The organism is Flavobacterium aestivum, assembly GCF_026870175.2.
Lineage (GTDB): Bacteria > Bacteroidota > Bacteroidia > Flavobacteriales > Flavobacteriaceae > Flavobacterium > Flavobacterium aestivum.
Genome location: NZ_CP113977.2, coordinates 482,686 through 507,199, shown reverse-complemented (window position 1 = coordinate 507,199; position 24,514 = coordinate 482,686). Strand labels below are relative to the sequence as shown.

The following is a 24,514-nucleotide window of genomic DNA, read 5'->3' as shown; positions in this document are numbered from 1 at the left end:
AATTTATAGAGCCACTATTGCAAAATAGAAGTCTAATGCTTGTACCCCTCCAACATCGTTGACACCTAAAACAAAACTAGTTTCTGTTCTGGTGAAAATAGTCCAGGTTTCACCTATGTCTATACTTCTATTTCCATTTCTTCCATGAAGACATCCCAATACCATATAGTTTGATGTACCCACATCTGGAAAGCTAACATTCCTAGTTATTTTACCATCCGGGTCTCCAATTGTTACCGACCCCTTATACAAGAATGGATTAGTAATGGTTGGTTTATTATGAATATATGCATCAGATAACGGATCAGTTACATTCCAGTTACTTGCTACATTCACTTCTGCGCCTGCTGCTATAGTCGCTAATTTTGCTTCTGCAGTCGTCAAACGAGTTAAAATATTATCAGTAGTCGTTTTATCGGCTTTTAAAAATAAAGCAGCTATTAGTTCCTTAGTCTCCATTGGTCGTTTAAAGTCACTCCAAAGCCATGAGGTTTCAGCAGTCCCAAATGTGGCATAACGAATTGTGTGAACCGTCTTAATCTCTGAATTTTCAAAAGGTCGATTTACCTTTTGTTCAATAATAATTACACTTGATGTTGGTGTAACCGCTCCAGCTTTAAAAGCCAATAATTCTCCATTTACATACACATAACCGTCGCTAACATTAGAACCCGATGTAACGCATCCCGATATAATGGTGAAGTTACCCGCCAAAGCTCCATAAGCGTTAAAAATTGAATAAGCCGTTTCTAGTTCTTCTAACCGCTCAGCGTTTAAAGGAAATCCGCCCGTTTGTACAAAATTCGTTTTATTCATTTGTAATAATTTTATATCTTTTACCCGCTACCCTATAAAACTCAATGTGAGCTATCAAAGAGTCTTTTTGTGTATTATAAATTTCTAAAGGCACATAGACTATAAAGTCCAAACCTGTGTCAGCCGTTTCGGCTTCCGTTCTTAAATAAATTGTTTTATTCTCAGCTTCAGTATATAACCAGATCGTTCTGTCTTCCGCCTCTGTATAGATGTAAAAAGTATCATGCTCTAACCCGTCAGTGATATAAATACGCCTTTCAATTGGGTCAAATTTGTCATTCAAAGAACCTCTCGAATAACATATTTGCCCTGTATGTTCTAGCTTATAAATGTTCTCTATTCGCCAGTTGTACCATTTGTAATAAATATCATTTATCGGTCGTAGTAGCACTTTTATAAACTGAATAGAAATTACATCACGCCATTTGTTGGGTAAATTTTGAACCCCATAGACATTCCAATTAATATCAAACCACATAATTAATATTGTCAAATGTTACTATTTCGAAATAACCACTTACAGCTACTTTCGAAATGAATATAGGCTGTGGAGTTGCGTAACCATTCAGTTCAGGGTCTATCCATGAACTTTCAGCGCTTAATATTGTAGCATCCAAAACACCTGGTACTTTTTGCATTTTATCCACTAGAGCCGAACGCTTCAAATCACCATCAAAAGGAAGTTCTTTCATAAATTCCTGAATAGCCTCTCGAACAGGATAATTAGCGTTTAAAATGCTCATTCCGCTTTCATTTAAAACTAAAGCATCTCGTTTAATTTGAATATTTAAATAAAGCTGATCAGCCTTATAATTAATGATTGTTATTTTGCCCGGGTATTTTATTTCTTTGAAATATGCTTTTATCGCTATAACTTGAGAAGGGTCAGTAAAGTCAGTTAAAACACCATCAACCTCTCCAGCTATTTTTATAATTAGCCTGCTTTCGTCATCTGATTCATTTACAGCAGCGTATTTGATAATTTTAGAATCTTCAATTTGTTCTTGTGATGCTGTGCCATTATCAAAATAATCTTTATCAGCAACAAGGTCAAAACCGTATTGAAACTTCAAAGCCATTTCTCTATACCATGATGGTCTGCCTGATTTTTGATTGTATATTTTTGTATCAATTTCTACAGTATGTTGGTCGAAAAAAGTTTCGTGAATCCATATAGCTGTTGCCACTATAAATGTGAATAGCCTAAAAATAGCGTACTTACTTGACGATGTTAACGCCGTTGTCAACGTATCATCTGAAGCAATATCCGCTAACATTAAATTTTGTATTTGTGCTACAGTTCTAGCCATTATTGTACTATAAAATTGTTTTCAATTATCCAATATCCAATACCCGAATTCCCTTCTATTAAGGCTATGTGTTCTTTGGTTAAAGCCGTTGCTGGTTCAACCTTGTTTGTTGCGAAATAATTAACCACTTCTTGATTACCATAATCTTTTGATGGAATCTGAATAATTTGTCCAGCATATAAATCCGTGGTAATACTGATATTATTTAGAATGGCTATTTCGACCAGAGCTCCAATAGTTCCACAATGCCTAACAGCGATATCTGCTAAAGTTTGATTATGTAAGGCTATTATCTCCATCGTCTAATTCAAATTGTTTGTAAAACTTTTTATTGATAATTCGGATTAATGTCTTCGCATAACGGACACCTAAACTGTCTAAATTTTCCAAAAGACTAACTAATAATTGCCAAATAATACCCAGTAAAACCGCCCAATACAACCATGCAAAAGGATCTAATTCCATATCCATTATTTTGATAAAATCAGCATTTTTGGCAAAAGTGTTTAAGATGTAAATAGGCACTAAATAAGTAGCTATTTTTAAAATCATTCTACCAAACTTTCGACTTTCGTGTCGTTCGCCTCTTTTGAGCGAAGCTTGTACTCCTGTGTACCATTCTGAAACCAAAAGGACAACGTAAGCAATTAAAAAAAGGTGATTGAACCCAAACAAAAAACTAACAATTGAGAATATAAAAGCCAAGATTAAATCGATTTTAATAATTGAAGTTGATGTATAAATGAATCCGAAAGCACTCTTTGTAAAATCACCTAAGGAGACAAAACCGAATCCTTTTAAAAAATAATTTATCATTCTTATCATATTTCAATGTTTAAATTCTCAATTCCTTTACTGGTGTCAATCGTTGCGTTGGTGTAACCATCATAGTTTAACTGAATCTTTAAATCACGTTTAAACTCATCTGCAGTAATTGTTTTTTTGATATAATTGATAGCACCAAAACCTGCTAAAGGGAACTCTTTTAATTCTCCTGGTTGCAAGTCAAAAATATCCTCAACGTGTTGCTGATCACTTTGTCCTGTGGCAAAATCACCATTGGCAAATAATAAATCACCGCTTTCGTCTCTCAATATATCCTGTCTCATCTTTAACTTATTGTACCCGTTCCAGTTCCAGTATGATTAGCAGCACTTCCAGTGGTAATCACGTTTACAGTAACCGTTCCAGACTTTATGTAATTTTTAATTGCTAGTAGCAGTTTTTGTGCATATTCTACTTTAGCCGTTTCATAATCTATTGCCCGACTCATTTCATCCTGCAGATTTACTATTTCGTCAATAAATACAATATCATTTAATGCCATTATCCTAGTAATTGATTCGTTTTTTGTTTTAAATCTTTAAATACCAATTTATCTGCAGCGGAAAATTGTCCTGGTCCCGATGGTGTCGTTATTATTGCTTTATTCATTTGGTCAAAAGCATCGTTTAAAATCGATTTAAGACTCACACTTCCGCTTTTAATCTTAAACTTGCCATTGTTTATTTCAAATATCAAATCGCCTATTTTAACAGTTACTTTTTCAATTTCAGAAACACCAACTACAAAAGCATTATCTTCATTCTCTAGGCGGCCAATAACTACTTTTGAGCCTACTTTAGGATACACTGTAAACTGGCTTTTTGAATCTTCAATTATAGCGTTAAGCCGAACATCTTCATAATAATCTACAGTGCAAGTATCATTTTCAACAGCTTTTACCGTTCCAACAGTTAAGGTAAATTTGCCTTTATTTTTACGTGAGCTATGGATAGCTTGTTTAAACATTTCCTCAAATTCACTCATAGTTTATAACTTAAATTATTGGCTCTCTTAATACCTTCAGAACCGTTAACATCGATGGTTACGCTTTCTATAAAATACCTTCCATCTTGATGCCTGTCTTTGTAATATGGCCTATACAATTGTGCTGAATCTCCTGGCTTAGTTCTAGGGTAACACCATCCGTCTAAAGTTCCCTCAAAGCCATCATAGGAAACACTTGTTTGTTGTTTATTGGCCCATAATTGAAGTTCTGATTTAGTCATATTTGGCCAAAGCTTCATTTTCTTTTCATCACCTCCTTTTTCACCTACAGATATTGAAAGTATTTTGCCGTCTGCTTGTTTACTTTCGACAGTTAGAAATATTGGTTTACTTTCCTTTTGTTCAAATTTCAAATTACTACCACGTCGTACATTCTCACTAAAATTGAATTTATGAACTGTTTCAGCTTTAAAATCCACGATCATTCCAACACATAGTGTCGTTGGGTTTTTAAAGTAAGCTCTGATTCCTGCTTTGTCTCGAAGCTCTTCAAGAACATTGTAAGGAGTTGCATCTTCTATTAGCCACTTTCCGATTGAGTAATCACCATTACATTCAATCTTATATTTGGCGGGTAATACGGCTTTCAAAATATCAATTAACTTTCCCGACTTTATAAATTTGGTTATTCTAGGAGCTTTCTTGAGTTGAAACATTTCGTCTTCACATTCTAAAAGCAAAGGCATTTCAGCGCCTATTTTAGTGATGTATCCTTCGAATTCATTTTGCAGGTCACCATCGTACCCAAACTCAATTTTTATAGCATTCCCACGTTTCATAAAATCCAAAATAGATTTACCCGCAATATTGATGGCTTTACCCACTTCATCAACGGCATTACGAAACTCCCTAGGTAATTCGATTTTGGCATTATTTGCAAGAACTTGTACACTTGATTCTATGTGAATCGATTGGCAAACCGTAAACTCTAAATTATCAGCAATGGTTATTCTTATACTGATATTGTGATACAAATAATTCATTAACTATTTGGTTTCAAAAGTGTGAAATTGACTGCCTTTATTGAACTTGCATTGATGGTAAATTGTATAGTGTCCTGGTAACCTTCAACAGCCGTAAAATTGATTGATCGGAAATACAAACTATCGATGTCTTTTTCTTCAAATTGCTTCCCTATAACCTTAACCACGCCATTATATTTCCAATTTCGATTTAAACGACGTATCTCATCTGTTGGATAAATTCTGTTGTCTAAATCAATCAAAATGCCATTAATAGTGATATCCCACGGCTTTGTTCCCCATCTTTCAATTACGATCGGATCATCGTCATTGACTTCGGTTTCAATCAGAGACTTTTCTTGAGAAAAACCGATCAATAAAGGAGGCGCAAAAACATTGCCTCTGTCGCCATGTAATACGGTCGAAAATTCTAAAGCTTCTTGCCCAGGAACAACCATTTTTACATAGTCCACACTCCCATCTTGAATAGGGAAATATTGAAAATTGTAATCTTTGTTTTTAGTTTTTTCAACAAATACTTTTTCAATAGCCGCTCCCGCTGCCATCATTCCAAAAGCGGCCGCATAGCGTGCTACCAAATCGATCGTTATGTTTGACGGGAAAGCAACAACGTCATTAAAGACGTGTTTGTAAGCATCTGTTATTGGCATTATGTTGGATTTATTGGAGCTACTATACCTTTTTCAATCAGCCACTGCACTTGTGCCCATTTTTGAGCCCAAACATCATCATCCAATTGTTCCGGGAAAGGCAAATGCAAGACGTGGCTAATCATTGCATCAATTTTAAAAATCATGTCTTTATCAGCATCATTTATCAGTCCCGGGCAATCGTCTAATACTTTTTTATCTTGCCTTCTCTAATTGGAATCAGCTGGGCTAATTCGCTTACACAGGTTAAAAACAATGCATCATCTGCAAGTACCTGGTCTTTATCTGTCAGCAAACAGTTTTTAACCAAAATCTCTTGTGCCTTTGCGGGATTTACGCTTTGATACTTCAAGTATTGCCCCATAGTTCTACGATCGGGAATGCAAACGATCACGTCCAATACCTCGTTACCGTCATCATCCAGCGGTAATTCAACTCGTCTTAATTTGTCGACACCGCCGACTTTTTCAATTATTTCTTGACTTACTTCTTTTTTGACTTTTGCCATTATATTTTGTGTTTAAATTTGATTTAAAAAAAGCCCTCCCTATCAGAGGGCTTGTTAAAAAATGAAAAAAAATGAACTTGGAATTATGCCGCTACGTTCAATTCAACTGATAAAGCGAACATCGTGTATTCTTTTTTAAGCCCCATTTCGCCAGTAACCTCTCGGCCCTCGTTTTGGAATTTCATTAAAACCCTATCCGTTACAATGATGTTATATTCATTCGTAAAAGTCATGATCATATAAAATGGTGGAATATCTAAAATACTACCACCTTTAGCAGCTAATTCAAGAGGTACGATGTCATGCATCATAATACCTATTGTACAGCTTGGTGTTTTTTTGCCACGACTCCAACTGCTAGCATTCGAACTAAGACCAAAATTCAATTGATGTTCTTGCTCATTACCATAAGTTGCCGAAGTAATTTCAAGAGGCACTCCATTAATGAAACATTCTGAATCAGCACTATCGTAAGCTTTACCGTTTCTTGTTATTTCTGCCATTATTGCTTAGCTTTAAGGTTAATAGTTCCGTTTAAATAGCCCAGTACACCAGTAGGTTGCACGTTAAAAGATACCTTCAGCTCTTTTGCAACCAACAAATCACTATTCGGGTCAATGGTCGTTTTACCCGCAGATATTTCGACAGCGTTCTGCATATCGGTAAATATGTTGTCGCCAATGGTTTCCAAACTCACACGCACACCTGTTGGTAGTTTACCCGCTGCGTTAACCGGATACGTTTTTTTAACCTTAGGTAAATAAGCGGTTCTTAACTGTCTAGCGCAGTCGTCCATAACACGGCCGTAAGCAATTGTATGCTCGTTGATGTTGCCTTCAGCATCTATTTTAATAGGTGCGCAAACGTGGTCGTTATTGATACGGACTCCCGCTAGACCAGGATAAGTAATACCAAACACATATCCTTTATCTTCAAAAGTTTGCAATTCAGCATAAACTTCTTTATTGGTTTTATGGTTCGATAGTCCAGGAACCAACCAAGCAGACTTTCCGGCATTGGTTAAATTGAATGCCTCGTTATCTCCAATGTTTTGATTAATTCCAGCAGCCGCACATATCCCCAAAATTGTACCTACATCGGCAAATTTTTGGGCTATTCCTGTTTTAGTTTCAGCGTATTGCCAGTCTTGGCCAATAACCATAGTTACTTTTGTTGCCTCAACATTTTCAATATCTCTCAAGTCAGGAACTACTGCAGCCGTGCCACTCAAGCCATAACCCTCAACGAATAAGTGTACTGGCATAAATTGATTATAAGCCCATTCGGCCGTACCTTGTGCTTTTGGAATTGACCCGAAAACATCCGGTGGCAATCCATCAACAGCCACACCAATAACCGTTGGGTTTAAAGCAATGGCCACTTGTCTAACCTTGTAAGCGGCATCAACCAGTAAACGTTTTACTTTGTCGCCAGTAGTATCTTCAGTAATGGTTATCAACGTTTCCGTTTGAGGTACTAACATTACATTAAGCTCAACACCTTCACCGGCACCTCTGTAAAATTCTCGCACGTGGCGATATACGTTTACATTGTTTGTCTTGTCAAATTCGGGGGTAATACCATTTTGTTCGGCATCGTACAAACCGTACAATTGAACCGTTTTTTTAAACGGTAAAAGAGTATTGACAGGCGAACTCACAATGAGTCCTGAAATTCCCCTGTCGTTGTTTTGCCTATTGGCTCCAACTTTCCCTTTTTTTATTTTTGCAGCATCTAAATTTGCCATCGTTTAAATTGGTTTTAAATTTACTTTTGGGTGTCGGTGTCTGCGTTTCCGTTTCCTGCCACTGGTGGGTTAGTTCCTTCGGTTTTTGCACCAACCACCTTAATAGCTTCTATTAGTTGTTTTTCTTTCCAGCCATAAACTGATATAACAGATTTACGATCATCACCTGCAAACGCCGCCAATTCTTGCAATGAAGTAACCGCTTTGATTTTAGCAATAGTGTCATTGGCGTTTAGCTCTTTTGTTTCTGTTTTTTCAAACTTGATAAGCTTTTCACCTGCCTTTATACTCAAACTTCCAATTTTTTCAGACGTAAAAAATTCGCCTGCTGGACTTGCAAACAACACTTCGTGGGATGTAGAAGCAAAAAGCTTATCAGCTTCTTGCTTCAGTGTAATTTTATCTATCATTTTACTTACATAAAAAATTAAGTAACAATACCGGAAACTAACGCCCCCACACCATATTCCTGCTTTTTGTCTGTAAGACCATAACAGTGTAATCGTAGTTCTGACTGGGGATCAGGATTTCGAGTATCTTGTATCATTGGTTTATAAAGTACTTTTACCGCTTCGATGTGATGTACAATATTTGGTGCATAATAAAATAAAGAACCATTTCTATGTGTTGCTTGAGAAACAGCACCTTGAGAAACAGGAGCATCAGCTGCAGTAAATTTTACAGAGCTATTATTTTCAAAGAATTTTAGTTTAAAAAATCTTTTTAACTCTCCCGTATTAGAGTCAATTTCAATATCACGAATGTTATTAGTATTACCTCTATCTTCAATAAGATCTTGTCTGTGTTCAGCGCAAAGAATCATAAATGCTTGAGCCCAATCTGTAAGATTCAAACCTTCAAGTACGCTGTAATATTTAATCATATCAGAATACTTCAATTTTTTTCTACCAGTACCATCATCTTCTCCAGTTGTCCTTAAAATTGGAGTTCCTGAAGTATTCGCTTTTGGAGCAATTTTTCTCAACGCATAATCTCGGACACCCATTCTAAAGGCTTCATTATGCAATCTTCTTAATTCACTTTCTTTATCAAAAGCTAAAGCTCGCATTGATTTATCAGATACTACAGTTAAGTCTGTATCTAATTTATCCCACTCAACCAAACCCTTTTTATTAGGGATTTCAACTGGTTCAAAAGCAGTACTCTTGTTAACATGAAATTTTATTTCATTAATCAACTTATTGAACTTAATACCATCTTTATCAATTGCATCCTCTGAAGGCGCTTTGAAAGTTCCTATAAAGTCATCCTTATAGTTTCTAAATTCTTCTAAAAGCTGAGGCTCTACAAATTGCTCAAGCCATAATCCGTCAACTAATTCTGCCATTATTTTTTATATTTTGCGTTAAACAATTCTTTGAATTTTTCTGGTTCTTTTCCGGCCATAGCTTCTAAGGCTTTTGGATCTTCTTTTTGCCATTTGTCAAAATCCCATTCCTCACGACCTAAAACTGCATCCGTTTTACCATGTGATTGTATTTGTGAATAGATAGGATTGCGTGCCGGAATAGCACCAAGAACAGTGTTTAAAACTTCAATTCCTGAAGCTTCAGCAATACTTTCATAAGTAGCCACTTGGTCTTGAGTAATTTTACCCGCTTTTTTAGCTGCTTCAACAACAGCCGTAATAGCTGCTTTGGCTTTGGCTTTTAATGATTCTTCGGCAGTTTCACGCTTTTTAATTTCGGCATCTAGCTTACCTTGAAGCTCTGACTTTTCAGCAGCAAACTTTGCATTAACAGCATCAATAATCGCTGTATCCGAACTTTGCTCATTTACACCAGTTAAGGCTAGAGCTTCAATAATTGGTTTTTTCATAGTATGATCTAAATTTATTTTTGATTCGTTTTTAGGAGTCAGTAAAGCCGTGAATTGGTAATACATTCCTTGTACACCTAATTCTTGTGGGTTTAAATTAGCGATTATAGTATCGCTTTCGGGTTCTATGATTTCAGAAATCAAACCTTCCTTCAGCGCCTGTTCTGCATCAAACCAGTTGTCCCCAACCATCCATTTAGCGACATAACTTTCAGGCTTTCCTGTACTATTAACTAAAAGAGTTTTAAAGTTTTTTTCTATTGAGCGTAATAGTTTAGCGGTATTCTCGTGGTCGGTTGCTGTTCCATCGGTACCACCTGATGGGGCGTGAATCATCAAATATCCATTTCTTACCATACGAGGTTTATTTTTGCGGGACTGACTGATTATTGCACCCATCGATGCAGCTATACCAATGATTTGTATATCAATGTTTTTTTTACTGTTTTGGATAGTGTTAAAGATTAGATTTCCGTCAAACACAGAACCTCCATAGGTGTGAATCTTTACAGTAATATCACTGTATTGACTTTCCATTTGTGTGAATATCGAAACGAACTCCATTCCGTTTCCTTCCCAAATTTGACCGTATGCGGCTATCGTGTTTTGCTGTACTTGAAAAATCATTTTTAAAACTTTGAAGCAAAGATGTGATGATAAAATAGGGTATGAAAAATTGTTCGCAAGGGTTGCAACAATTTTAGTTTGCACCTTGATTTATAAGGATTTTTGCATTTAAATCACTATAAAAACATGTCAAATTTGCTCACAAATCAGGCAAAAAAAGTAATGGCCGAAAGGATGTTTGTCGAAGACGGAATGACAGCAAAAGCTATTGCCGAACAGCTAGACGTATCCGAACAAACACTGTCAAAATGGAGAAAAGACGGACGTTGGGAAGACAAGCGTGCCGAAATGTTGGCATCTCCTCATAAGATTCGCGAAATATTGATTAAGGAATTAAAAACCGTTGCTACTGGTGGAGTATCGCTTATCGATGCCGATGCACTCGCTAAGATTAATAAGGTAATCGAAACACTATCAAGTAGCACAAGTACACAAATTGTCTTTTCAGTTTTCAAAGAATTCGATAACTGGATGGCAGACCAAGACCCCAAAACAGCCGTCTTATTTACGGAATATCACAAACAGTTCATTTTGTTTAAAATAAATCAGGAAGGCTAATGGCAATGAGTCCAAAATGGGAAAAACTTATAAAGGAGTATGATGCACATTGTGTAAGAATTAAGAAAGCTACAACAATTGATATCAATGAAAAGCCTATTGATAAACTCAACCGTATCAAAAGACTTGAAAGTGATTATATAAAATGGTTTGAATATTACTTTCCGAACTATGCCAAAAGTCCTTGTGCGCCTTATCACGTGGATTTAGCGACCATAATTATTAATAATAAAATATGTAGTGTCCTTGGAGAGATTTACAGATCAGGTGCAAAAAGTGTGCATTTAGGTATGGGAATCCCTTTGTTTTTATACTTCACAAAAGATTTGTTTTATATGCTTTTGATTGGTCAAACCGACCCAAAAGCAAAAAAATTGATTGGTAAAATACAGGCACAATTAAAATCGAATACCCGATTAATAAACGATTACGGTAAACGATTTAATTATGGAGACTGGACAAATGGAGATTTTACAACGACTGATGGTGTAAAATTCAAAGCAATGAGTATCGGTCAGTCACCCCGTGGAGAAAGCGAGGAGGAAAACCGTCCCGATTATATCTTAATGGATGATGCTGATACTCGAAAAAGAGTAAAGAATGATAAGCTTTCACGTGAAGCTTACGAATGGGCTTGGGAGGATTTAAGAGGTTGTTTTGACGAAGGAGGTTTGAGACAACGCTTTATTGTTGCTAATAACAACTTTCACAAAAACTGTATTATCAATTTATTGAAAAAAGAGTTTGAAAAAATCAATGAAAAGGCTTTAAAGGCAAAACGAAAAATAAAGCACTTTATCGTTACTGCCAAAGCCGTCAAAGATTTACACACATTCGAACCTACATGGCCAGAAAAAACAAACGCCCAATATTGGAGGGATAAATATGAAGAAACGCCTTATCGTTCCTTTATGCGTGAATACATGCACGTACACATACAAGATGGCGAAATGTTTAAACCCGAACAAATCCAATGGAAAACTAGGTTAGAATGGAGCAAATATGAAGGAATGTGTTTCTATGGCGATTTAAGTTATAAGGATGCAGGAGATTATAAGGCAATGATTCTAGTGGGTAAAATTGGACGTGAATTTCACGTTTTAGCCGCTTACGTTCGAAAAACATCAAGAATGAATGTTGCTAAATGGCTGTATGATTTTGTACAACAAAATGATTTCTTAAAATACAATTGCCGCTACCGAATTGAGGGTTTGTTTGCTCAAGATGAGTTTGTGAATGATTTTGATATTGAAGGTGATGAGCGTGGTTGGTACATTCCAGTTGTAGCAGACAAGAAAAGTAAGGACGGCAAATTCGACCGTATTGAAAGTATGATGGGCTATTTTGAACGTGCTAATATTTGGTTTAATGATGAATGCAAAGAATCGATTGACTTTGATATGTTGCTAGAACAACTATATGCTTTCGAAAAAGGAAGCGGCGCAAATGATGATGGTCCCGATGCGTTACAATCTGCAATAGTAGAAGTAAATCAAATCACATTCGTAACCAAATTTGAGCCTAAAGCCACATCTCGTAAAGAAATAATAAAAAATAACAAAAACAGATTCTAATGAGCCGATTTTTAAAAGATACCGACTACGCTGTATTGATTCGAAATGAAATCAAAAACATTTTGCTAGAAAATTACACTGAAACCAAGCTGTTGAGTGCAGAAGAAATGGCAATAGCTCAAATCAAGAACTATTTAGCCGGGCGTTATGATGTGGCTGCCATATTTACAACTTTAGCTGATGGAGCTACCACTGATATCCGGAACGCTTATATCGTAATGATTACTATTGATTGTGCCTTGTATCATTTGTATTGTTCCATCGCTCCCAATAAGATTCCAGAACACCGTTCCAACCGATACCAAGACGTAATGGAATGGCTCAAATTAATAGCCGAAGGAAAAGGCTATGCTGACCTGCCATTAATCAAAGACGAAAGCACGGGAGAAGCAAAGGACAGCTTTCGATTAAGCAGCAAAAACACATTCACGAATAACAAGTGGTAGTGTTTGCGATTTAAAACACGTTTAAACTCAATTCTAAGGCGCAATTTTATAATTTATGAGAAAGAATACAAACAGAATACTTAACAACCGTAATAAGGGCGGTTTTTCGCCTGTAGCGAAAACAGATACTTTGCCTTTGAAATCAGGCAAACGAAATGCTGATGCCATCATTATGCAAATTGCCAAATCATACAAAGACCGCTCTAGAAAAGAAATTCAATCATGGCGTTTGGCACTAACCGCTATTGAACATATTGAAACACCACGGTACAATCGCTATTTTGATTTAGTTGATGATTTGAAAACGGACGGAACACTTTTAAAAAATGTTATCCTTAGAAAGACAGCAACTTTAAGTGTTGGATTTCAAATAAGAAATGAAAAAACAGGTGATATAAATGAAGAAGCAACCAAATTACTTAATCAAAAATGGTTCTATCGCTATTTAAATCTTGAATTAGATGCTATACTTTTTGGAACTAAATTAATTGAGTTTTCAGAGTTTAACGATAAGAAAATTAAATTTTCTGTTCTACCTTCAAGAAACTTAGTACCTAGTCAAAAAAGAATTTATCCTGATTTATCAAAAGATAAAATTTTTATAGAATATGATTCTGATCAAAATAAGCCGTGGATAATTGAACTTAATCAAGACGACCCTTTAGGACTTATTAATAATATTATTCCAAACTTAATTTGGAAACGAAATGTAGCACAGTCATGGGCTGAGTTTTGCGAAAAGTTTGGAATGCCGATGATTTCAGCAACTACCAATAATAGCAATTCTACGCACATCGATAATGTCGAAAAGCAATTATTGGCATTAGCTGAAGCTTCAGTAGGTGTTTTCCCTGAAGGAACTACTATCAAGTTTGACGAAGCTAATAGAACCGATGCTTACAATGTGTATTCAAAATTTATTGAATACAATACTACTGAAATTTCAGGTGTGTTAGTGGGTTCTAATACGATAGGAAGCAATGAAGCCAATCGATCTAATACCGAAGTTCACGAACGCTCTTTAGATTTCAAAATTAGTCAATCCGATAGGAAAAATATAGGCTTTAATATCAATGATGAATTATTGCCTTTGTTACAAATTCAAGGCTACAGCTACATTTCTGATGATGATATTTTTGAATGGATAGAATCGAAAGAAGAAATAGATCTAACTAAGTTTTGGGAAATCGTAAAAGGCATTATGGAAGAATTTGACGTAGACGAAGAGTGGGTTTCTAAAACATTTAACGTACCGATAACTGGCAAAAAACAAACTCAATCAAATAACCAAATTGTAGCATCAGCACCGATAATGGAGGCTATTTTAAAACTTATAAAAAATGAAGCAATTCAAAATCCCGAGCAAAAAGATAACCATTCAGGCGATAAACCATGGAAAAGAGATTACTTATCATAAGTGCTGCGGTTCCATCGCTCCTGTAGTTGAAGCAAGCACCAAAATACTAGACGATTTAACTAATAAATTACTTACTGCTGTATGGAACAAAGAGGAAACAATAGGCACACAGGGACAGTTAATAGTTGCTGAAGCTTTGCAATTAGTTGACGGTTTAAAATCGGGTTATGGCACAATTTCAGGGTTTAATACGCCCGATAGTTTGGCTTATCAGCTGATGGAATATAACCTTTTTGAATTTTCGGAATCGAAGACGGAGGCACGTTTGGCCGCCATGACTGATTTACTATTAGACCAGGATAAAAACGAAATTAGATCAGAAGCCGATTTTAAGAAACTGGCTAATGAACGTGTAGCTAATTTGAATCAAAACTATCTAACCACTGAATATAATCTTTCGGTGGCCGTGGGTCAAAATTCGGCAGCATATCACCGTTTTTTAGCCGAAAAGGACACGGTTACTTCTTATGTTCAATATCAAACTGCAGGAGATTCAAAAGTAAGAAATGAACACGCCAAACTGGATGGTAAAATATTCAACTTAAGCGACCGTGAAGCTATGAAGTTATTTCCTCCAAATGGTCACGGGTGTCGCTGCGAGTTTACACAATATAACCAAACTCCGAAATCAGGTGAAGTAATGAGCGGTAAAGTCGCTCAGGAAATGCTTAACGCTGACAATGCAAACTGGTCAAAAAGTCAATTCAATATCAATCGAGGTGACCTGAAAGAAGTATTTACCAAATCACAGTTTTACAGCGATATCAAAGGACTGCCGAAAAAGTTAAACGATATGACTTTAGATAAGTATGATCTAAAAAAATGGGATTCGTTTAAATTCGATTTAAACCCTATTTCACTAGACGAAAGCATTACTGCAGACAATGTAAAAGAATTGTTTAAAAAGGACAAATCAGGAGCTTTTATGGGGTTCAAAGACTACTATGGCCGTAAGATGGTGTTAACTGAAAAGAACTTCGATTTTCACACCAAAGGAAAGTATGTGAAACCAATTGAAAACAGACATCAGATATTCCCGCATATCAAAGAAATATTGAATAGTCCGGATGAAGTTTGGTATAATAACCCCGATAAATTAGAAGGGAAATTCCAGTCTCGTTATATCAAGTTCTATCAAGATACTATGGTTATAGTAGATTGTAAATTGAATAACAATGGGCTTGAAGTATTGACTTGGTATCAGGCAAAAAAAGAAGACCTAAACTTACGCAAAGGTCTTCTTGTTAGGAATAAAGCTATTTAACACCCCCAATTTAATGGTTCCTTACTGCTGTGCTATTCCTCTTCAGTGAGCGATATCGTGAAAGGCGTCTTTAATAACTTGATTACAAAGATATAAAAAATAACAATATGGGCAAAAAATCAAAATTAGAGTTGATTATGGAGCTTGGTGATAAAATGTTTAACAACAAATTATCTCAAGTACAGGCGAAGTTATCGCATGCAACCGATAAGATGGAAGAAAAACTGCAAAGCTTTAATATGAAACAAATCAAAGTATTTTCTAATATTGGTGAAGCATTTGACCCTATTAAAATAAACCAAATGACGGATTTATTTAATAGCGTATCCGAACAGTTGGACTTCACAAATGACATTAGCAATACGCAAACTGCTTTACAGCAAATGGATGTTTCTAATGTAGACGAAATGAGTGCCAAAATTCATAAAATAAGCAAGCTTTTCAACGAAGACAGCATCGAAATTGCAAAAGCAGCCAATGCTATGACTAAACAAATTGGAGGCAGTTTTGAAAGCAATTTAGCATTATTACAGGCGGGTTACGAAAAAGGAGCAAACCTAAACGGCGATATGCTTGACCAGTTCAAAGAATATGGGCCACAAGTACGTGAACTTGGTTTGGATGCCTCTCAAATGCTGGCCATTATGACCAACGCAGGTAAGCAGGGTATTTTCTCCGACAAAGCAATCGACTCCATTAAGGAGGCGAATTTGAGTTTAAAAGAAATGGGACCCAATCAACTAGCTGCTTTAAAAGGAATAGGGTTAGGTGTAAAAGATTTGGTTGGAAAGACTTCTTTTGAAGCCGTACAATTGATTTCAAAATCAATGGAAGGAGCAACTGCACAAGCCAAGCAACTCGCATTGACTGATATCTTTAAAGGTGCAGGTGAGGATGCAGGTATGAGTTTTATTTTAGGTCTTGGAACTATGGAACTCGACCCTAATAAATTAAAGTCGTTTAAATCTGCTGATGCCGATTTTAAAACTTGGGTGGCAGAAATACAGACCTCTATTGCGGAAAGCGTAGGCGGTTGGATGCCTTTAATACAAGCGTTAGGTATGGGCGGAATGGCAATATCGGGAATTATAAGCTTAGGAACTGAATTATTTCCAATGCTTGGTAAGGTAGCCAAATCACTTAAACTTGTAGAAGGCGCTCAATGGTTGTGGAATATCGCAATGAGTATGAATCCAATAGGGTTAATAGTTATAGGAATCGCGACATTAATTGGAATTATTGTTCTTGCTATTGCAAAATGGGATGAATGGGGCGCATCGTTAATGCTGTTTTTAGGACCAATAGGTCTAGTTGTTAGTGCCTTTAAATCACTTTATGACCATTGGGAAAGCATTAAATCGGCATTCCAAACCGATGGCATTGTAGGAGGTTTAAAACGAATAGGAGTTGTTTTGCTAGATGCTTTGCTCAAGCCATTACAACAAATACTGGAGTTAGCCGCTAAAATTGACCCAACAGGATTGGCTCAAAAAGGACTGGATAAAATCAAACAGTTTAGAGAATCAAACAATTTGATTACGTCTGGAGAAAAAGACCCCAAGCTATCTCCTAAATCAAATTCACCTGCAGATAACGCTCCTATAAGTCCGTTGCTTAAAGCTCCTGTTATCGACGGTAAGCTAGCTCCAGACGATAAGAAGAAAAAGCAAGGTGAAAACGTGAACCGAGTGGCTGGGTCTGCCAATCAAATTCGAAAAATCGACATTCGTATTGACTCATTTAACAAAGGCGGTATCAATGTAGCTGAAAGTGCTTATGCAGGAATGACTAAAGATGATGTCGAAGCATGGTTTAAAGAAATGATGCGTCGTGTGATTGTTAATGCTGAAACAGCTTAGTATGCAAGACTTTTTAATAAAACTGGATAGACTTTCCAAACTGTATCGAAAGTTTCCTGAAATGGCCGCTATTGAAGCGGTCAATTTCAGTAAGGAGCGCTTTGTTCGTAAAAATTGGGTGGACAGAACCGTAACGGCTTGGCCTGCGAGAAAACCGTCACCAGAATGGCATAGTGAAGCGCAAAAAAAAGCAGCTGCTAGAGGTTCGTTAATGGTAAAGTCCGGGCGTTTGAAACGTTCTATTCGTAAGATAAAAGTAACCCGTAACAGTGTAACTATTGGTACAGATGTTCCCTACGCAGAGGCGCACAATGAAGGTGCAGAAATTAATACCGCTGTAAATATAAAATCACATAGCCGAAAGCGAAAAGGAAGGGAGAGCACTGTGAAAGCACATCGAAGAAAACGCAAAATAAAACTACCGGAAAGGCGGTTTATTGGCGAGTCTGCCGTTTTATTGCGTAGAGTGGAGCGATTGGTACAAAAGGAAATAAACGAGATTTTAAAATAATTTAAACGAGGTTTAAACTATGAACATATTTTATAAAAAAGCAATAGAAGCTTTTGGAAAGGTCGAAAACAAAGAAAAGTTTAGCAAACAAAACATTAATCCAGTTCAGTATATTGATTTGTATGCTGGACAGGAACAGTTCGAAGAAAATTTTGAATTGTTCGCTCAAAATGCCTTATTGATTGATTGGGATGTTGATCATAAAAGCTCCCCGCCAATGGCAACGATAACGCTTTATTGTTGCTACGAGCAATTGCGTGACACTTCGAATATTTCATTGAATCGTGACCTTGGTTTGAAGTTTCTTGACTATGTGGCAACCATTGACGGAGTGGTCAGAACCATCGAGAGTGAAACAACGGGAAAACTCGAGCTTGTTTCGGAGGGATTCCATAAAATGGACAGCATTGTGGATATTTATTTACTGACTTTTGAGTGTAGTTATTCGGGCAGAAAAAACCCGCTTGACAAATACCAAGCGGGTGATTATGATACACTAGATTTAAAAGGAAAACTTATTATTGATTTTGATTAGGATAAAACCAAAGAAAAATCAGGGTCATCTGAAAGGCAATCCCAAGTTACATTTAGGTCGGAATCTGCGTTTATCGTTTCAACCACAATATGTGTGATAGGGAATTGTTCTTTAGAAATTATTTTAGATTCTATTTTCAGGGCTTTTGGCAAATGAAACAACTTGTTTAATAAACTAACCTTAGTTGTGTCCAAGTCTGTAAATTCTAACTTAACATAAAAATCATCTCCTTTTACAATTCCTATTGTAATGTATCCTGAAAACTCATGTTCGGTTTCAATAATTATAGTATCTAAAGTTCTTTCAATTGAAATTATAACATCTTTCATTAATTCGTATTTGTTTGATTAATTTTTAAAGCTTCTTTTGTAGTATTAAAATCCTTTATAAATTCGGCTGTATTGTCGTTGTATTTGGTGTTTGATATTACAATAGAAGCTTTACCTTCTTTGTTAACCGTAAATAAGGCGTAATCTTGTTTATAATGTTTTGTAGCTTTATTAATTGGCATTTCGTTAACTGAATAGTTAGTGTCGTACATGTAAATAAAAAGCGTTGCTACATCTTTAAAATCGCCATTTATTTCGATTGATTTAACCACTTCTAACCCATAAGCTGTAAACGTATTGTATTTTACTTTTAGCGGTAATCTGTGGGTTGGATTGGTGTAAATTTCATACTGAAACCCTGAACCACTTGGAGCGTTTTGTTTTGGGTTCATTTTCAAGTTATCCGTTACCAATTTTCTAATGTTATTCAATGTTACATTTAGCTCGTAATAGGTGTTTTGCAATGGCAAATAATCATTGTAAAATGGTAGTTTCTGTGGAAAATCGACACTTATTGGCTGGCGCACATCATAATCCCAATCAGGACGATTTTGAGCCATTAAAAGCGTTGGAATGAGTAGTAAAGTAAAGAGTAGTTTTTTCATTAGTTGTAAAATTTATATTCATTACCATATTTTAGAATGTTTGAAGGTGTAGCTTCAGTAGGCAAGCTTTCAATTACTAAGGTGTCACCAATCATTTTATTTGCAACAGAATACCCATTATCATCATTTAACAAAGTTTCCTTTCCGTTTTTGTCTACAATTTTAATTGTGTTATTTACTATTTCAACGGTAAACCCTCCGTCGGTTTTATTGACACTAATCACTTTGTCTATAGCCTCTTTGTTAAGGTTATAACTTGTTTCTATACATTTTGTGTACGTCTTTCCTGAATTATTGCATGACAAAAAAAGCGTCGTTACTGATATTGCTAGTATTTTTTTCATTTTTGTAGTTTAAAGTTTATCAAATATAAAAAATAATATTGCTATTACGAAAACGGAAGCAATTGTAAAACCAAAAAGCAATCCTTTTGCGAAGGATTGCTTTTTTTCTGCTTTTATTAATAATTCTAAATGTTGGTTCATTTTGCAAATTTATTTAAAGATTTACTCGAATTATTACGGTTTTCCGCATTGTTTAAACAGCATTTAAATTAATATTCGTCATTGAATCTTTTTTGATTTAGCCAAGTAACCATATGTGCCTTTGCTTGACCTGTTTTCTTTAAATCTTCGTTATAATGTTTTAATGCTGTAAAGCATTTTACTTTACTAACTAAATCCAGTTTTTCAAAGGCTTTTTGCGATAGCTCTTTTTTTCTTTTAAGATCATATTTGTCCCAAAACGTTTCAAAAGAATAATCTTCCAGTTTAAGTTCTATAGTTACTATTTTTTTAAACTTTGCCCATTGTTCTATCATTGCTACATTTTCAGGAAAGGTCTGTTTTCGGAGCAAATTGATAAAGCTTGAGCCTTTCAAATTGATAAAACAGTGTAAAATTTCATCCGATTTACGGTATTGAAATATCCATCTCTCTTTAGTTTCAATGAAGGTAACTTCGTAAGTGATGTAGTCTTCCATATTCTTCTATTTTAGTCAATACTTAATTGGTTTGGTGTGAGCGAAATTCTTTGAAATTTCGATAGCTTCTTTTTTTAATCGTGCATCGTATTCGAATATCGTTTCCATTTTTCGGAGTGCTTTTTTTGGCATCTTTTTAGTATGCATTATGCTAATTTTTGGTTTAAATCATTAATAACACTTTGAATTGAGTGGTATGCAAGTTCATATTTTGACACATATTCGATTTTATGTAACAAGTATTGCTCTAAAAAATGCCCTTCATAATATTCAAGAGATAATTTGAATTTATCTTTTACACCTATTTTATTAATGGTTTTTTTTAAAAGCTTCTTATGTAAATTAAATAAGATATTATATGATATTCTTGAAACTCTTTCTGATGAAATTGGGGTTTCCATTTCGGCGAAACAATCATTTAAATATGTTAATTGGGTGAAGGAAATTTTAATTTCAATGTTCATTTTACAAAGGTTTTGATATTTGTAAGACTACATATTCAGGGTCTAAACCCAAAACATCTTTAATGATATAATCTACCCGTCTTTTAATTTGACCACCGGTATATTTTTCCTTTTTTGGGTCAAATTCATTGAGTATTAGAAGGTCATTTTCTTGATAATTCCGATCATTTTTTCGGACTTCTACTTTCTTTACCCCTAATAATACATCTTTGTAAAATTGAGGGTGAATTTTTAGTTCGTGGTTCATAATTAAAAGAGTTGTAATTGTTGATTTTGTTGGTTTTGCTCCTTTTTTGACTTTAATTCTTTGAGTTCTTTTCGGGCATTTATACCTAAGTAAGTGTCGAAGGTGCGTTTACTAATGTGAAATTGTTTCTCTATATACAAATGGAATATTTCTTTAAAAAACAGCCCTTGCTTGTTGTGATACAAAGCAATTTCCTGAATTTTTAAAACTTTTGTTAAGAAATTTTCTCGATTATAAGCCATTTAATACTATCTTTGGGGCCACACAACCGCCAAGTTGAGAGGCTCTAGATAGTATTATTTAGGGCTTTTTTTATACCTAATTATCAGATGGCTTCGGGATTCCTGTGGCATGATGCCAAGCTTTAGTCCCTGTTTTTTCTGCACTATTTTCATAGTTGGCTTTCAATGCATGGAACTGTTTTGTTAAATCGTCCAACTCATCATAATCGTATGCATTAAGCGCTTTTTTATGAACAGAGGAGTTGATCATCCAATTATTGAATTTTGTCCAACTGTCAGCCTCTTTTATGCCCGTATGTGTGGCAAGCGTTAGAATAGTGCTTCGTTTGCGTTTCATAATCAACTCCATTTCTGCCGAAAGGGATTGTTCACTTTCCTTTTTTTGGGTTTCAACACGATTTTTGTTATTGAAATAGTTATTTACAGCACTATCCGAATCATTAAAAGTGTTGTAGATTCTGCTTTGTTTTTTCGGTTGTCTCATCTTAAAAAAGTTTTTGTTGAACTGGTGTGCTGTCTTTTTTATCCCAAATAACAAAGGGTTTATTTCCTCCAAAACGACTACGTGGGTGTGCTTTAAAGCTGTTTACATACACTTTGATGCAGGACATATATTCGATGTCTCGTGCAGCTTGATTCTTTGGCTTTTCATTCTTTGCCCAACTAACGATAATGAATGATTTTTTAGGAAAGCTTTTGACAAGCAATTTGTATTGTTTAGTCGATAATTCAGAATAATCCTGACTATCAATAATTACAATTCTTGCAGAAGCTCTACGTTTTAACCTCGCTAAAAGTTCGTCAAAAGTACCACCTGTCATAAACATTACTTTGCCTTTTACTTCTTCCATGTTATTACGTTGGATAGCGGTTTGTAAAGATTTTGAATGACCTTGCTCATATGAGAAATAATCTGCTTTTACTTTGAATTTTAAGCATATTTCTTTAACGAACTTAACCACAAATTCTGTTTTACCGTGTCCAGAATCGCCAGTAACCGACATTTTGAAGTTCTTTTCAATCAAGCCGAAACTGTCTAACCATTCGCCTTCAATGTCGTATGTATCGAAGGACTTTTCTAGAAACTGTGTGATTCCGATTGCTTTCATTTTTACTAGTTTTCATTTTTTCGCTCCCGCTTACGACTCGAACGTAAGCGCATGCCTTTCGGGATTGTGTATTCAATTTTTACAAGCTTGAGAAGCTCAGAGAAACATCTTTCCATCGGTTCTTATCGTCCTTGGTATAAACCCTCACATACTTCGCAGTTCCTACCACCACTAAGCAATCATTCAATTTGTCAAACTCATCCATCAAGGCTTCATCTCCTAATTCTTTAGCTTGACGGCGTGCCTTGTTTAATAATTTAGCATCATATTCGCCTTTTGAGTTTTTCATAAGAATGCTATCCAAAAGGTTATAAAAACCTTTATTTCTCGCCTCGAATTTGTCTCTAAAAATGTCCTTGATAGCATTGATGTGTACAATGGCACTGTCGTTAAAATCAAACTTGTCTTGGTTTTCGACTACTATTTTTACACGGTCATTTTTAAGTTCGAAACTCTTAGCTTCTTTAACCGCTTTGTCTTCTAGATGATACTTCAAAGCATTGAAGTTTTCGGAGTGGCTAATCGTATCATTTTTAAGTGAGAATAGAATCTTTTTTACCTCTGTAAACTTTGTTGCAACCTCGTTTAAAAAGTTTTCTTTATCAGTATCATAAGCTTTTTTACGCTGTATTTGCTGTGATTGTTCTGCGGCTTCTTTTTGTTTTGCTAATTCTCTTAATTCTGATGCTGTCATTTCAGCAATTGGTTTCGTAGTTTCCATTTTTCTTATTTTATTAATTAAAATTGTGTTCTATCAGTTCTAAAGTGTCGCCTTCTACTGGCCAGTGGGTGTCCACTTCTTTTACTCATACTTTTATTGACATTAGTTGGTTTTCTTCGAGTTCTATTAGCTTGTTTACATAATAATCTCGACTGCGTTTTTTGTGAGTAAATTCAAAATGAATTCCTTTTTCGTTTGCAAAAAGCCAATCATTTAGTTCTTTAATTTTGGTTTCAAGCCATTGTTTTGATACTTTCATTAAGTTTAATTTTTACGTTTATTAATCCAGCTATTTAACTTTTCATTCCACTTTTCGGTTGCAATATCACCTCCAAAGGCTTTTACTATTTTTCCTTTTTTGTTTTTTACAATAAGGATTCGCTGTGTTGGGTTATAAACTGTTATCATAATGGGTATAAATCATTTAACATTGAGATGGTAACTTCTTGACCTGATATTTCAGCTTCTTCAAGTGCCGTGGTAATGATATTTTTAAGACTATCGAAGTCTTTTACACGTGCTTTAAGCCAGTTGATAGCAGGTTTGTTGATTATTCCTAATTCGTTGCAAATACATTCAATGTCTTCGCTAATTGATGGATCTAAGTTTGTCCATCCAAATGACCAGCGGCGATTAGTTTGTACAAAGCCATTTTTACGACTATCTGCTGCTTTTTTTAGCATTTTTTGCACATCAATACCAATAACCACTACTGAAGCATAGCCTTGTAATTCGTCTGCAATAGTTTTAACGGTTGGAATGTTGCCTGCTTTTGAGTTCTCGAATTCGTCAATAATCAATATTGGGTTATTACCTAGATTTTTGATTTTCTCACAAGCTCTTTTGATAATTGCGCCTTTAGTTCCTGTGGTGGTTACTCCAGCTTCAGTTGCCAAATTGATAGCAAACTCTTTTGAATTTTCTATGCCTGAACACTTAACTAGGAATACATGTGCAGGATGTTTTCTTTTAAACATATCGGCCGCATAACTTTTGCCTAGTCCTGTATCACCATCAACTCCTAACCTGATTTTCTTTTCACGTGCTTTTTCAAAAGTGATAATCGATTGTTTGAAATTGAACGTATTGAAGTGTTGCCAATAGGTTTTTTCTAACTTAAAACCAATAACCAAAGCTATTGCTTCATAATATTTGTCAGCAATTTTTGCTTTACCAATAAACTCATTAGATTTTGCTATTTGGTTCACGTAGGCTTTATCAATTCCTGCTAATTTTGCCAATGCCACCTGTGTAGTGGAGTTGTCCGATAAATACACTTCAATTGCTGAGGGTATTAGGTCTAGTTTTTGAATTTGTGTTAACTTTGCCATAGATTTAAAA

General features: G+C 35.4%; 39 protein-coding genes. 8 read left to right on the top strand and 31 right to left on the bottom strand.

What is annotated here, in order from left to right:
* Positions 1-3: 3 nt before the first annotated feature.
* The 17 genes from OZP08_RS02360 to OZP08_RS02280 all read right to left on the bottom strand — a co-directional run bounded on the left by OZP08_RS02360 (position 4) and on the right by OZP08_RS02280 (position 10,310).
* The gene (locus OZP08_RS02360; protein WP_268848155.1) at positions 4-816 is read right to left on the bottom strand and encodes a hypothetical protein; all 813 of its coding nucleotides are present in this window, start codon (positions 814-816) and stop codon (positions 4-6) included.
* Entirely contained in the window at positions 809-1,294 is a 486-nt protein-coding gene (locus OZP08_RS02355) for a hypothetical protein (protein WP_268848154.1), read from the bottom strand. The genes OZP08_RS02360 and OZP08_RS02355 overlap by 8 nt, the downstream gene beginning before the upstream one ends.
* Positions 1,284-2,126, bottom strand: a complete 843-nt coding sequence (locus tag OZP08_RS02350; RefSeq protein WP_281322891.1) for a nucleotidyltransferase — start codon at positions 2,124-2,126, stop codon at positions 1,284-1,286. Before OZP08_RS02350 ends, OZP08_RS02355 begins: the two co-directional genes overlap by 11 nt.
* Complete coding sequence (locus OZP08_RS02345) at positions 2,126-2,425, bottom strand: LysM peptidoglycan-binding domain-containing protein (RefSeq protein WP_268848152.1); 300 nt, start codon at positions 2,423-2,425, stop codon at positions 2,126-2,128. The genes OZP08_RS02350 and OZP08_RS02345 overlap by 1 nt, the downstream gene beginning before the upstream one ends.
* Positions 2,403-2,942 carry a phage holin family protein gene (locus OZP08_RS02340; protein WP_268848151.1) on the bottom strand — a complete coding sequence of 180 codons (540 nt, stop codon included), beginning with the start codon at positions 2,940-2,942 and terminating at the stop codon, positions 2,403-2,405. The genes OZP08_RS02345 and OZP08_RS02340 overlap by 23 nt, the downstream gene beginning before the upstream one ends.
* A 5-nt stretch (positions 2,943-2,947) precedes the next feature.
* Positions 2,948-3,235, bottom strand: a complete 288-nt coding sequence (locus tag OZP08_RS02335; protein WP_268848150.1) for an oxidase — start codon at positions 3,233-3,235, stop codon at positions 2,948-2,950.
* A 2-nt stretch (positions 3,236-3,237) separates the two neighbouring features.
* Entirely contained in the window at positions 3,238-3,453 is a 216-nt protein-coding gene (locus OZP08_RS02330) for a hypothetical protein (protein ID WP_268848149.1), read from the bottom strand.
* Positions 3,453-3,935 (bottom strand): hypothetical protein, encoded by a 483-nt coding sequence (locus OZP08_RS02325; RefSeq protein WP_268848148.1) that lies wholly within the window; start codon positions 3,933-3,935, stop codon positions 3,453-3,455. Before OZP08_RS02325 ends, OZP08_RS02330 begins: the two co-directional genes overlap by 1 nt.
* A complete protein-coding gene (locus tag OZP08_RS02320; protein ID WP_268848147.1) occupies positions 3,932-4,939 on the bottom strand; it encodes a hypothetical protein in 1,008 nt (335 codons plus the stop codon). Before OZP08_RS02320 ends, OZP08_RS02325 begins: the two co-directional genes overlap by 4 nt.
* Entirely contained in the window at positions 4,939-5,589 is a 651-nt protein-coding gene (locus OZP08_RS02315) for a DUF6046 domain-containing protein (protein ID WP_268848146.1), read from the bottom strand. Before OZP08_RS02315 ends, OZP08_RS02320 begins: the two co-directional genes overlap by 1 nt.
* Positions 5,589-5,714 (bottom strand): hypothetical protein, encoded by a 126-nt coding sequence (locus tag OZP08_RS02310; RefSeq protein WP_268848145.1) that lies wholly within the window; start codon positions 5,712-5,714, stop codon positions 5,589-5,591. The genes OZP08_RS02315 and OZP08_RS02310 overlap by 1 nt, the downstream gene beginning before the upstream one ends.
* A gap of 59 nt (positions 5,715-5,773) precedes the next feature.
* Complete coding sequence (locus tag OZP08_RS02305; protein WP_268848144.1) at positions 5,774-6,097, bottom strand: hypothetical protein; 324 nt, start codon at positions 6,095-6,097, stop codon at positions 5,774-5,776.
* An 83-nt stretch (positions 6,098-6,180) separates the two neighbouring features.
* The gene (locus tag OZP08_RS02300; protein ID WP_268848143.1) at positions 6,181-6,600 is read right to left on the bottom strand and encodes a hypothetical protein; all 420 of its coding nucleotides are present in this window, start codon (positions 6,598-6,600) and stop codon (positions 6,181-6,183) included.
* The gene (locus OZP08_RS02295) at positions 6,600-7,844 is read right to left on the bottom strand and encodes a DUF2586 family protein (RefSeq protein ID WP_268848142.1); all 1,245 of its coding nucleotides are present in this window, start codon (positions 7,842-7,844) and stop codon (positions 6,600-6,602) included. The genes OZP08_RS02300 and OZP08_RS02295 overlap by 1 nt, the downstream gene beginning before the upstream one ends.
* A 20-nt stretch (positions 7,845-7,864) precedes the next feature.
* Positions 7,865-8,254, bottom strand: a complete 390-nt coding sequence (locus OZP08_RS02290) for a hypothetical protein (protein ID WP_268848141.1) — start codon at positions 8,252-8,254, stop codon at positions 7,865-7,867.
* 17 nt (positions 8,255-8,271) lie between these two features.
* Positions 8,272-9,192, bottom strand: coding sequence for a hypothetical protein (locus OZP08_RS02285; protein WP_268848568.1), 921 nt, complete (start codon positions 9,190-9,192; stop codon positions 8,272-8,274).
* Complete coding sequence (locus OZP08_RS02280) at positions 9,192-10,310, bottom strand: Clp protease ClpP (RefSeq protein WP_281322890.1); 1,119 nt, start codon at positions 10,308-10,310, stop codon at positions 9,192-9,194. Before OZP08_RS02280 ends, OZP08_RS02285 begins: the two co-directional genes overlap by 1 nt.
* Positions 10,311-10,436: 126 nt before the next feature.
* On the opposite strand from OZP08_RS02280, the gene OZP08_RS02275 reads away from it, so the two are divergent.
* The 8 genes from OZP08_RS02275 (at position 10,437) to OZP08_RS02240 (ending at position 18,474) form a co-directional block, all read left to right on the top strand.
* Positions 10,437-10,868 (top strand): transposase, encoded by a 432-nt coding sequence (locus OZP08_RS02275; RefSeq protein ID WP_268848138.1) that lies wholly within the window; start codon positions 10,437-10,439, stop codon positions 10,866-10,868.
* Complete coding sequence (locus OZP08_RS02270; protein ID WP_281322889.1) at positions 10,868-12,442, top strand: hypothetical protein; 1,575 nt, start codon at positions 10,868-10,870, stop codon at positions 12,440-12,442. The genes OZP08_RS02275 and OZP08_RS02270 overlap by 1 nt, the downstream gene beginning before the upstream one ends.
* The gene (locus OZP08_RS02265; protein WP_268848135.1) at positions 12,442-12,888 is read left to right on the top strand and encodes a phage protein Gp36 family protein; all 447 of its coding nucleotides are present in this window, start codon (positions 12,442-12,444) and stop codon (positions 12,886-12,888) included. Before OZP08_RS02270 ends, OZP08_RS02265 begins: the two co-directional genes overlap by 1 nt.
* A gap of 55 nt (positions 12,889-12,943) precedes the next feature.
* Positions 12,944-14,305, top strand: coding sequence for a phage portal protein family protein (locus OZP08_RS02260; protein WP_268848134.1), 1,362 nt, complete (start codon positions 12,944-12,946; stop codon positions 14,303-14,305).
* Entirely contained in the window at positions 14,229-15,569 is a 1,341-nt protein-coding gene (locus OZP08_RS02255) for a PBECR2 nuclease fold domain-containing protein (protein WP_281322888.1), read from the top strand. Before OZP08_RS02260 ends, OZP08_RS02255 begins: the two co-directional genes overlap by 77 nt.
* Positions 15,570-15,676: 107 nt before the next feature.
* Positions 15,677-17,428: a phage tail tape measure protein gene (locus OZP08_RS02250; protein WP_268848132.1), complete on the top strand. Its 1,752-nt coding sequence runs from the start codon at positions 15,677-15,679 to the stop codon at positions 17,426-17,428.
* 1 nt (position 17,429) lies between these two features.
* Positions 17,430-17,939, top strand: a complete 510-nt coding sequence (locus OZP08_RS02245) for a phage virion morphogenesis family protein (RefSeq protein WP_281322887.1) — start codon at positions 17,430-17,432, stop codon at positions 17,937-17,939.
* Positions 17,940-17,958: 19 nt separating this feature from the next.
* The gene (locus OZP08_RS02240; protein WP_268848129.1) at positions 17,959-18,474 is read left to right on the top strand and encodes a hypothetical protein; all 516 of its coding nucleotides are present in this window, start codon (positions 17,959-17,961) and stop codon (positions 18,472-18,474) included.
* Here OZP08_RS02240 and OZP08_RS02235 read toward each other — a convergent pair.
* From OZP08_RS02235 to OZP08_RS02170, 14 genes are all read right to left on the bottom strand, one after another.
* Entirely contained in the window at positions 18,471-18,803 is a 333-nt protein-coding gene (locus OZP08_RS02235; protein WP_268848128.1) for a hypothetical protein, read from the bottom strand. The genes OZP08_RS02240 and OZP08_RS02235 overlap by 4 nt on opposite strands.
* Positions 18,803-19,408 carry a hypothetical protein gene (locus tag OZP08_RS02230; RefSeq protein WP_268848574.1) on the bottom strand — a complete coding sequence of 202 codons (606 nt, stop codon included), beginning with the start codon at positions 19,406-19,408 and terminating at the stop codon, positions 18,803-18,805. The genes OZP08_RS02235 and OZP08_RS02230 overlap by 1 nt, the downstream gene beginning before the upstream one ends.
* On the bottom strand, positions 19,408-19,752 hold the full coding sequence (locus OZP08_RS02225; RefSeq protein WP_268848126.1) for a hypothetical protein: 345 nt from the start codon (positions 19,750-19,752) through the stop codon (positions 19,408-19,410). The genes OZP08_RS02230 and OZP08_RS02225 overlap by 1 nt, the downstream gene beginning before the upstream one ends.
* A gap of 209 nt (positions 19,753-19,961) precedes the next feature.
* Positions 19,962-20,390 (bottom strand): LvrA C-terminal domain-related protein, encoded by a 429-nt coding sequence (locus OZP08_RS02220; RefSeq protein ID WP_268848125.1) that lies wholly within the window; start codon positions 20,388-20,390, stop codon positions 19,962-19,964.
* A 15-nt stretch (positions 20,391-20,405) separates the two neighbouring features.
* Positions 20,406-20,537, bottom strand: a complete 132-nt coding sequence (locus OZP08_RS02215) for a hypothetical protein (protein WP_268848124.1) — start codon at positions 20,535-20,537, stop codon at positions 20,406-20,408.
* Entirely contained in the window at positions 20,537-20,854 is a 318-nt protein-coding gene (locus tag OZP08_RS02210) for a hypothetical protein (protein WP_268848123.1), read from the bottom strand. The genes OZP08_RS02215 and OZP08_RS02210 overlap by 1 nt, the downstream gene beginning before the upstream one ends.
* A 1-nt stretch (position 20,855) precedes the next feature.
* Complete coding sequence (locus OZP08_RS02205) at positions 20,856-21,101, bottom strand: DUF3850 domain-containing protein (RefSeq protein WP_268848122.1); 246 nt, start codon at positions 21,099-21,101, stop codon at positions 20,856-20,858.
* Positions 21,102-21,103: 2 nt separating this feature from the next.
* Positions 21,104-21,343, bottom strand: coding sequence for a hypothetical protein (locus OZP08_RS02200; RefSeq protein ID WP_268848121.1), 240 nt, complete (start codon positions 21,341-21,343; stop codon positions 21,104-21,106).
* A 76-nt stretch (positions 21,344-21,419) separates the two neighbouring features.
* Positions 21,420-21,827, bottom strand: coding sequence for a hypothetical protein (locus OZP08_RS02195; protein WP_268848575.1), 408 nt, complete (start codon positions 21,825-21,827; stop codon positions 21,420-21,422).
* 1 nt (position 21,828) lies between these two features.
* Entirely contained in the window at positions 21,829-22,452 is a 624-nt protein-coding gene (locus OZP08_RS02190; RefSeq protein WP_268848576.1) for a hypothetical protein, read from the bottom strand.
* Positions 22,453-22,531: 79 nt separating this feature from the next.
* The gene (locus tag OZP08_RS02185; protein WP_268848119.1) at positions 22,532-23,173 is read right to left on the bottom strand and encodes a DUF3164 family protein; all 642 of its coding nucleotides are present in this window, start codon (positions 23,171-23,173) and stop codon (positions 22,532-22,534) included.
* 85 nt (positions 23,174-23,258) lie between these two features.
* Entirely contained in the window at positions 23,259-23,432 is a 174-nt protein-coding gene (locus OZP08_RS02180; protein ID WP_268848118.1) for a hypothetical protein, read from the bottom strand.
* A 5-nt stretch (positions 23,433-23,437) separates the two neighbouring features.
* Positions 23,438-23,581, bottom strand: coding sequence for a hypothetical protein (locus tag OZP08_RS02175; RefSeq protein WP_268848117.1), 144 nt, complete (start codon positions 23,579-23,581; stop codon positions 23,438-23,440).
* Positions 23,578-24,504 carry an ATP-binding protein gene (locus OZP08_RS02170; RefSeq protein WP_268848577.1) on the bottom strand — a complete coding sequence of 309 codons (927 nt, stop codon included), beginning with the start codon at positions 24,502-24,504 and terminating at the stop codon, positions 23,578-23,580. Before OZP08_RS02170 ends, OZP08_RS02175 begins: the two co-directional genes overlap by 4 nt.
* Positions 24,505-24,514: the final 10 nt, after the last annotated feature.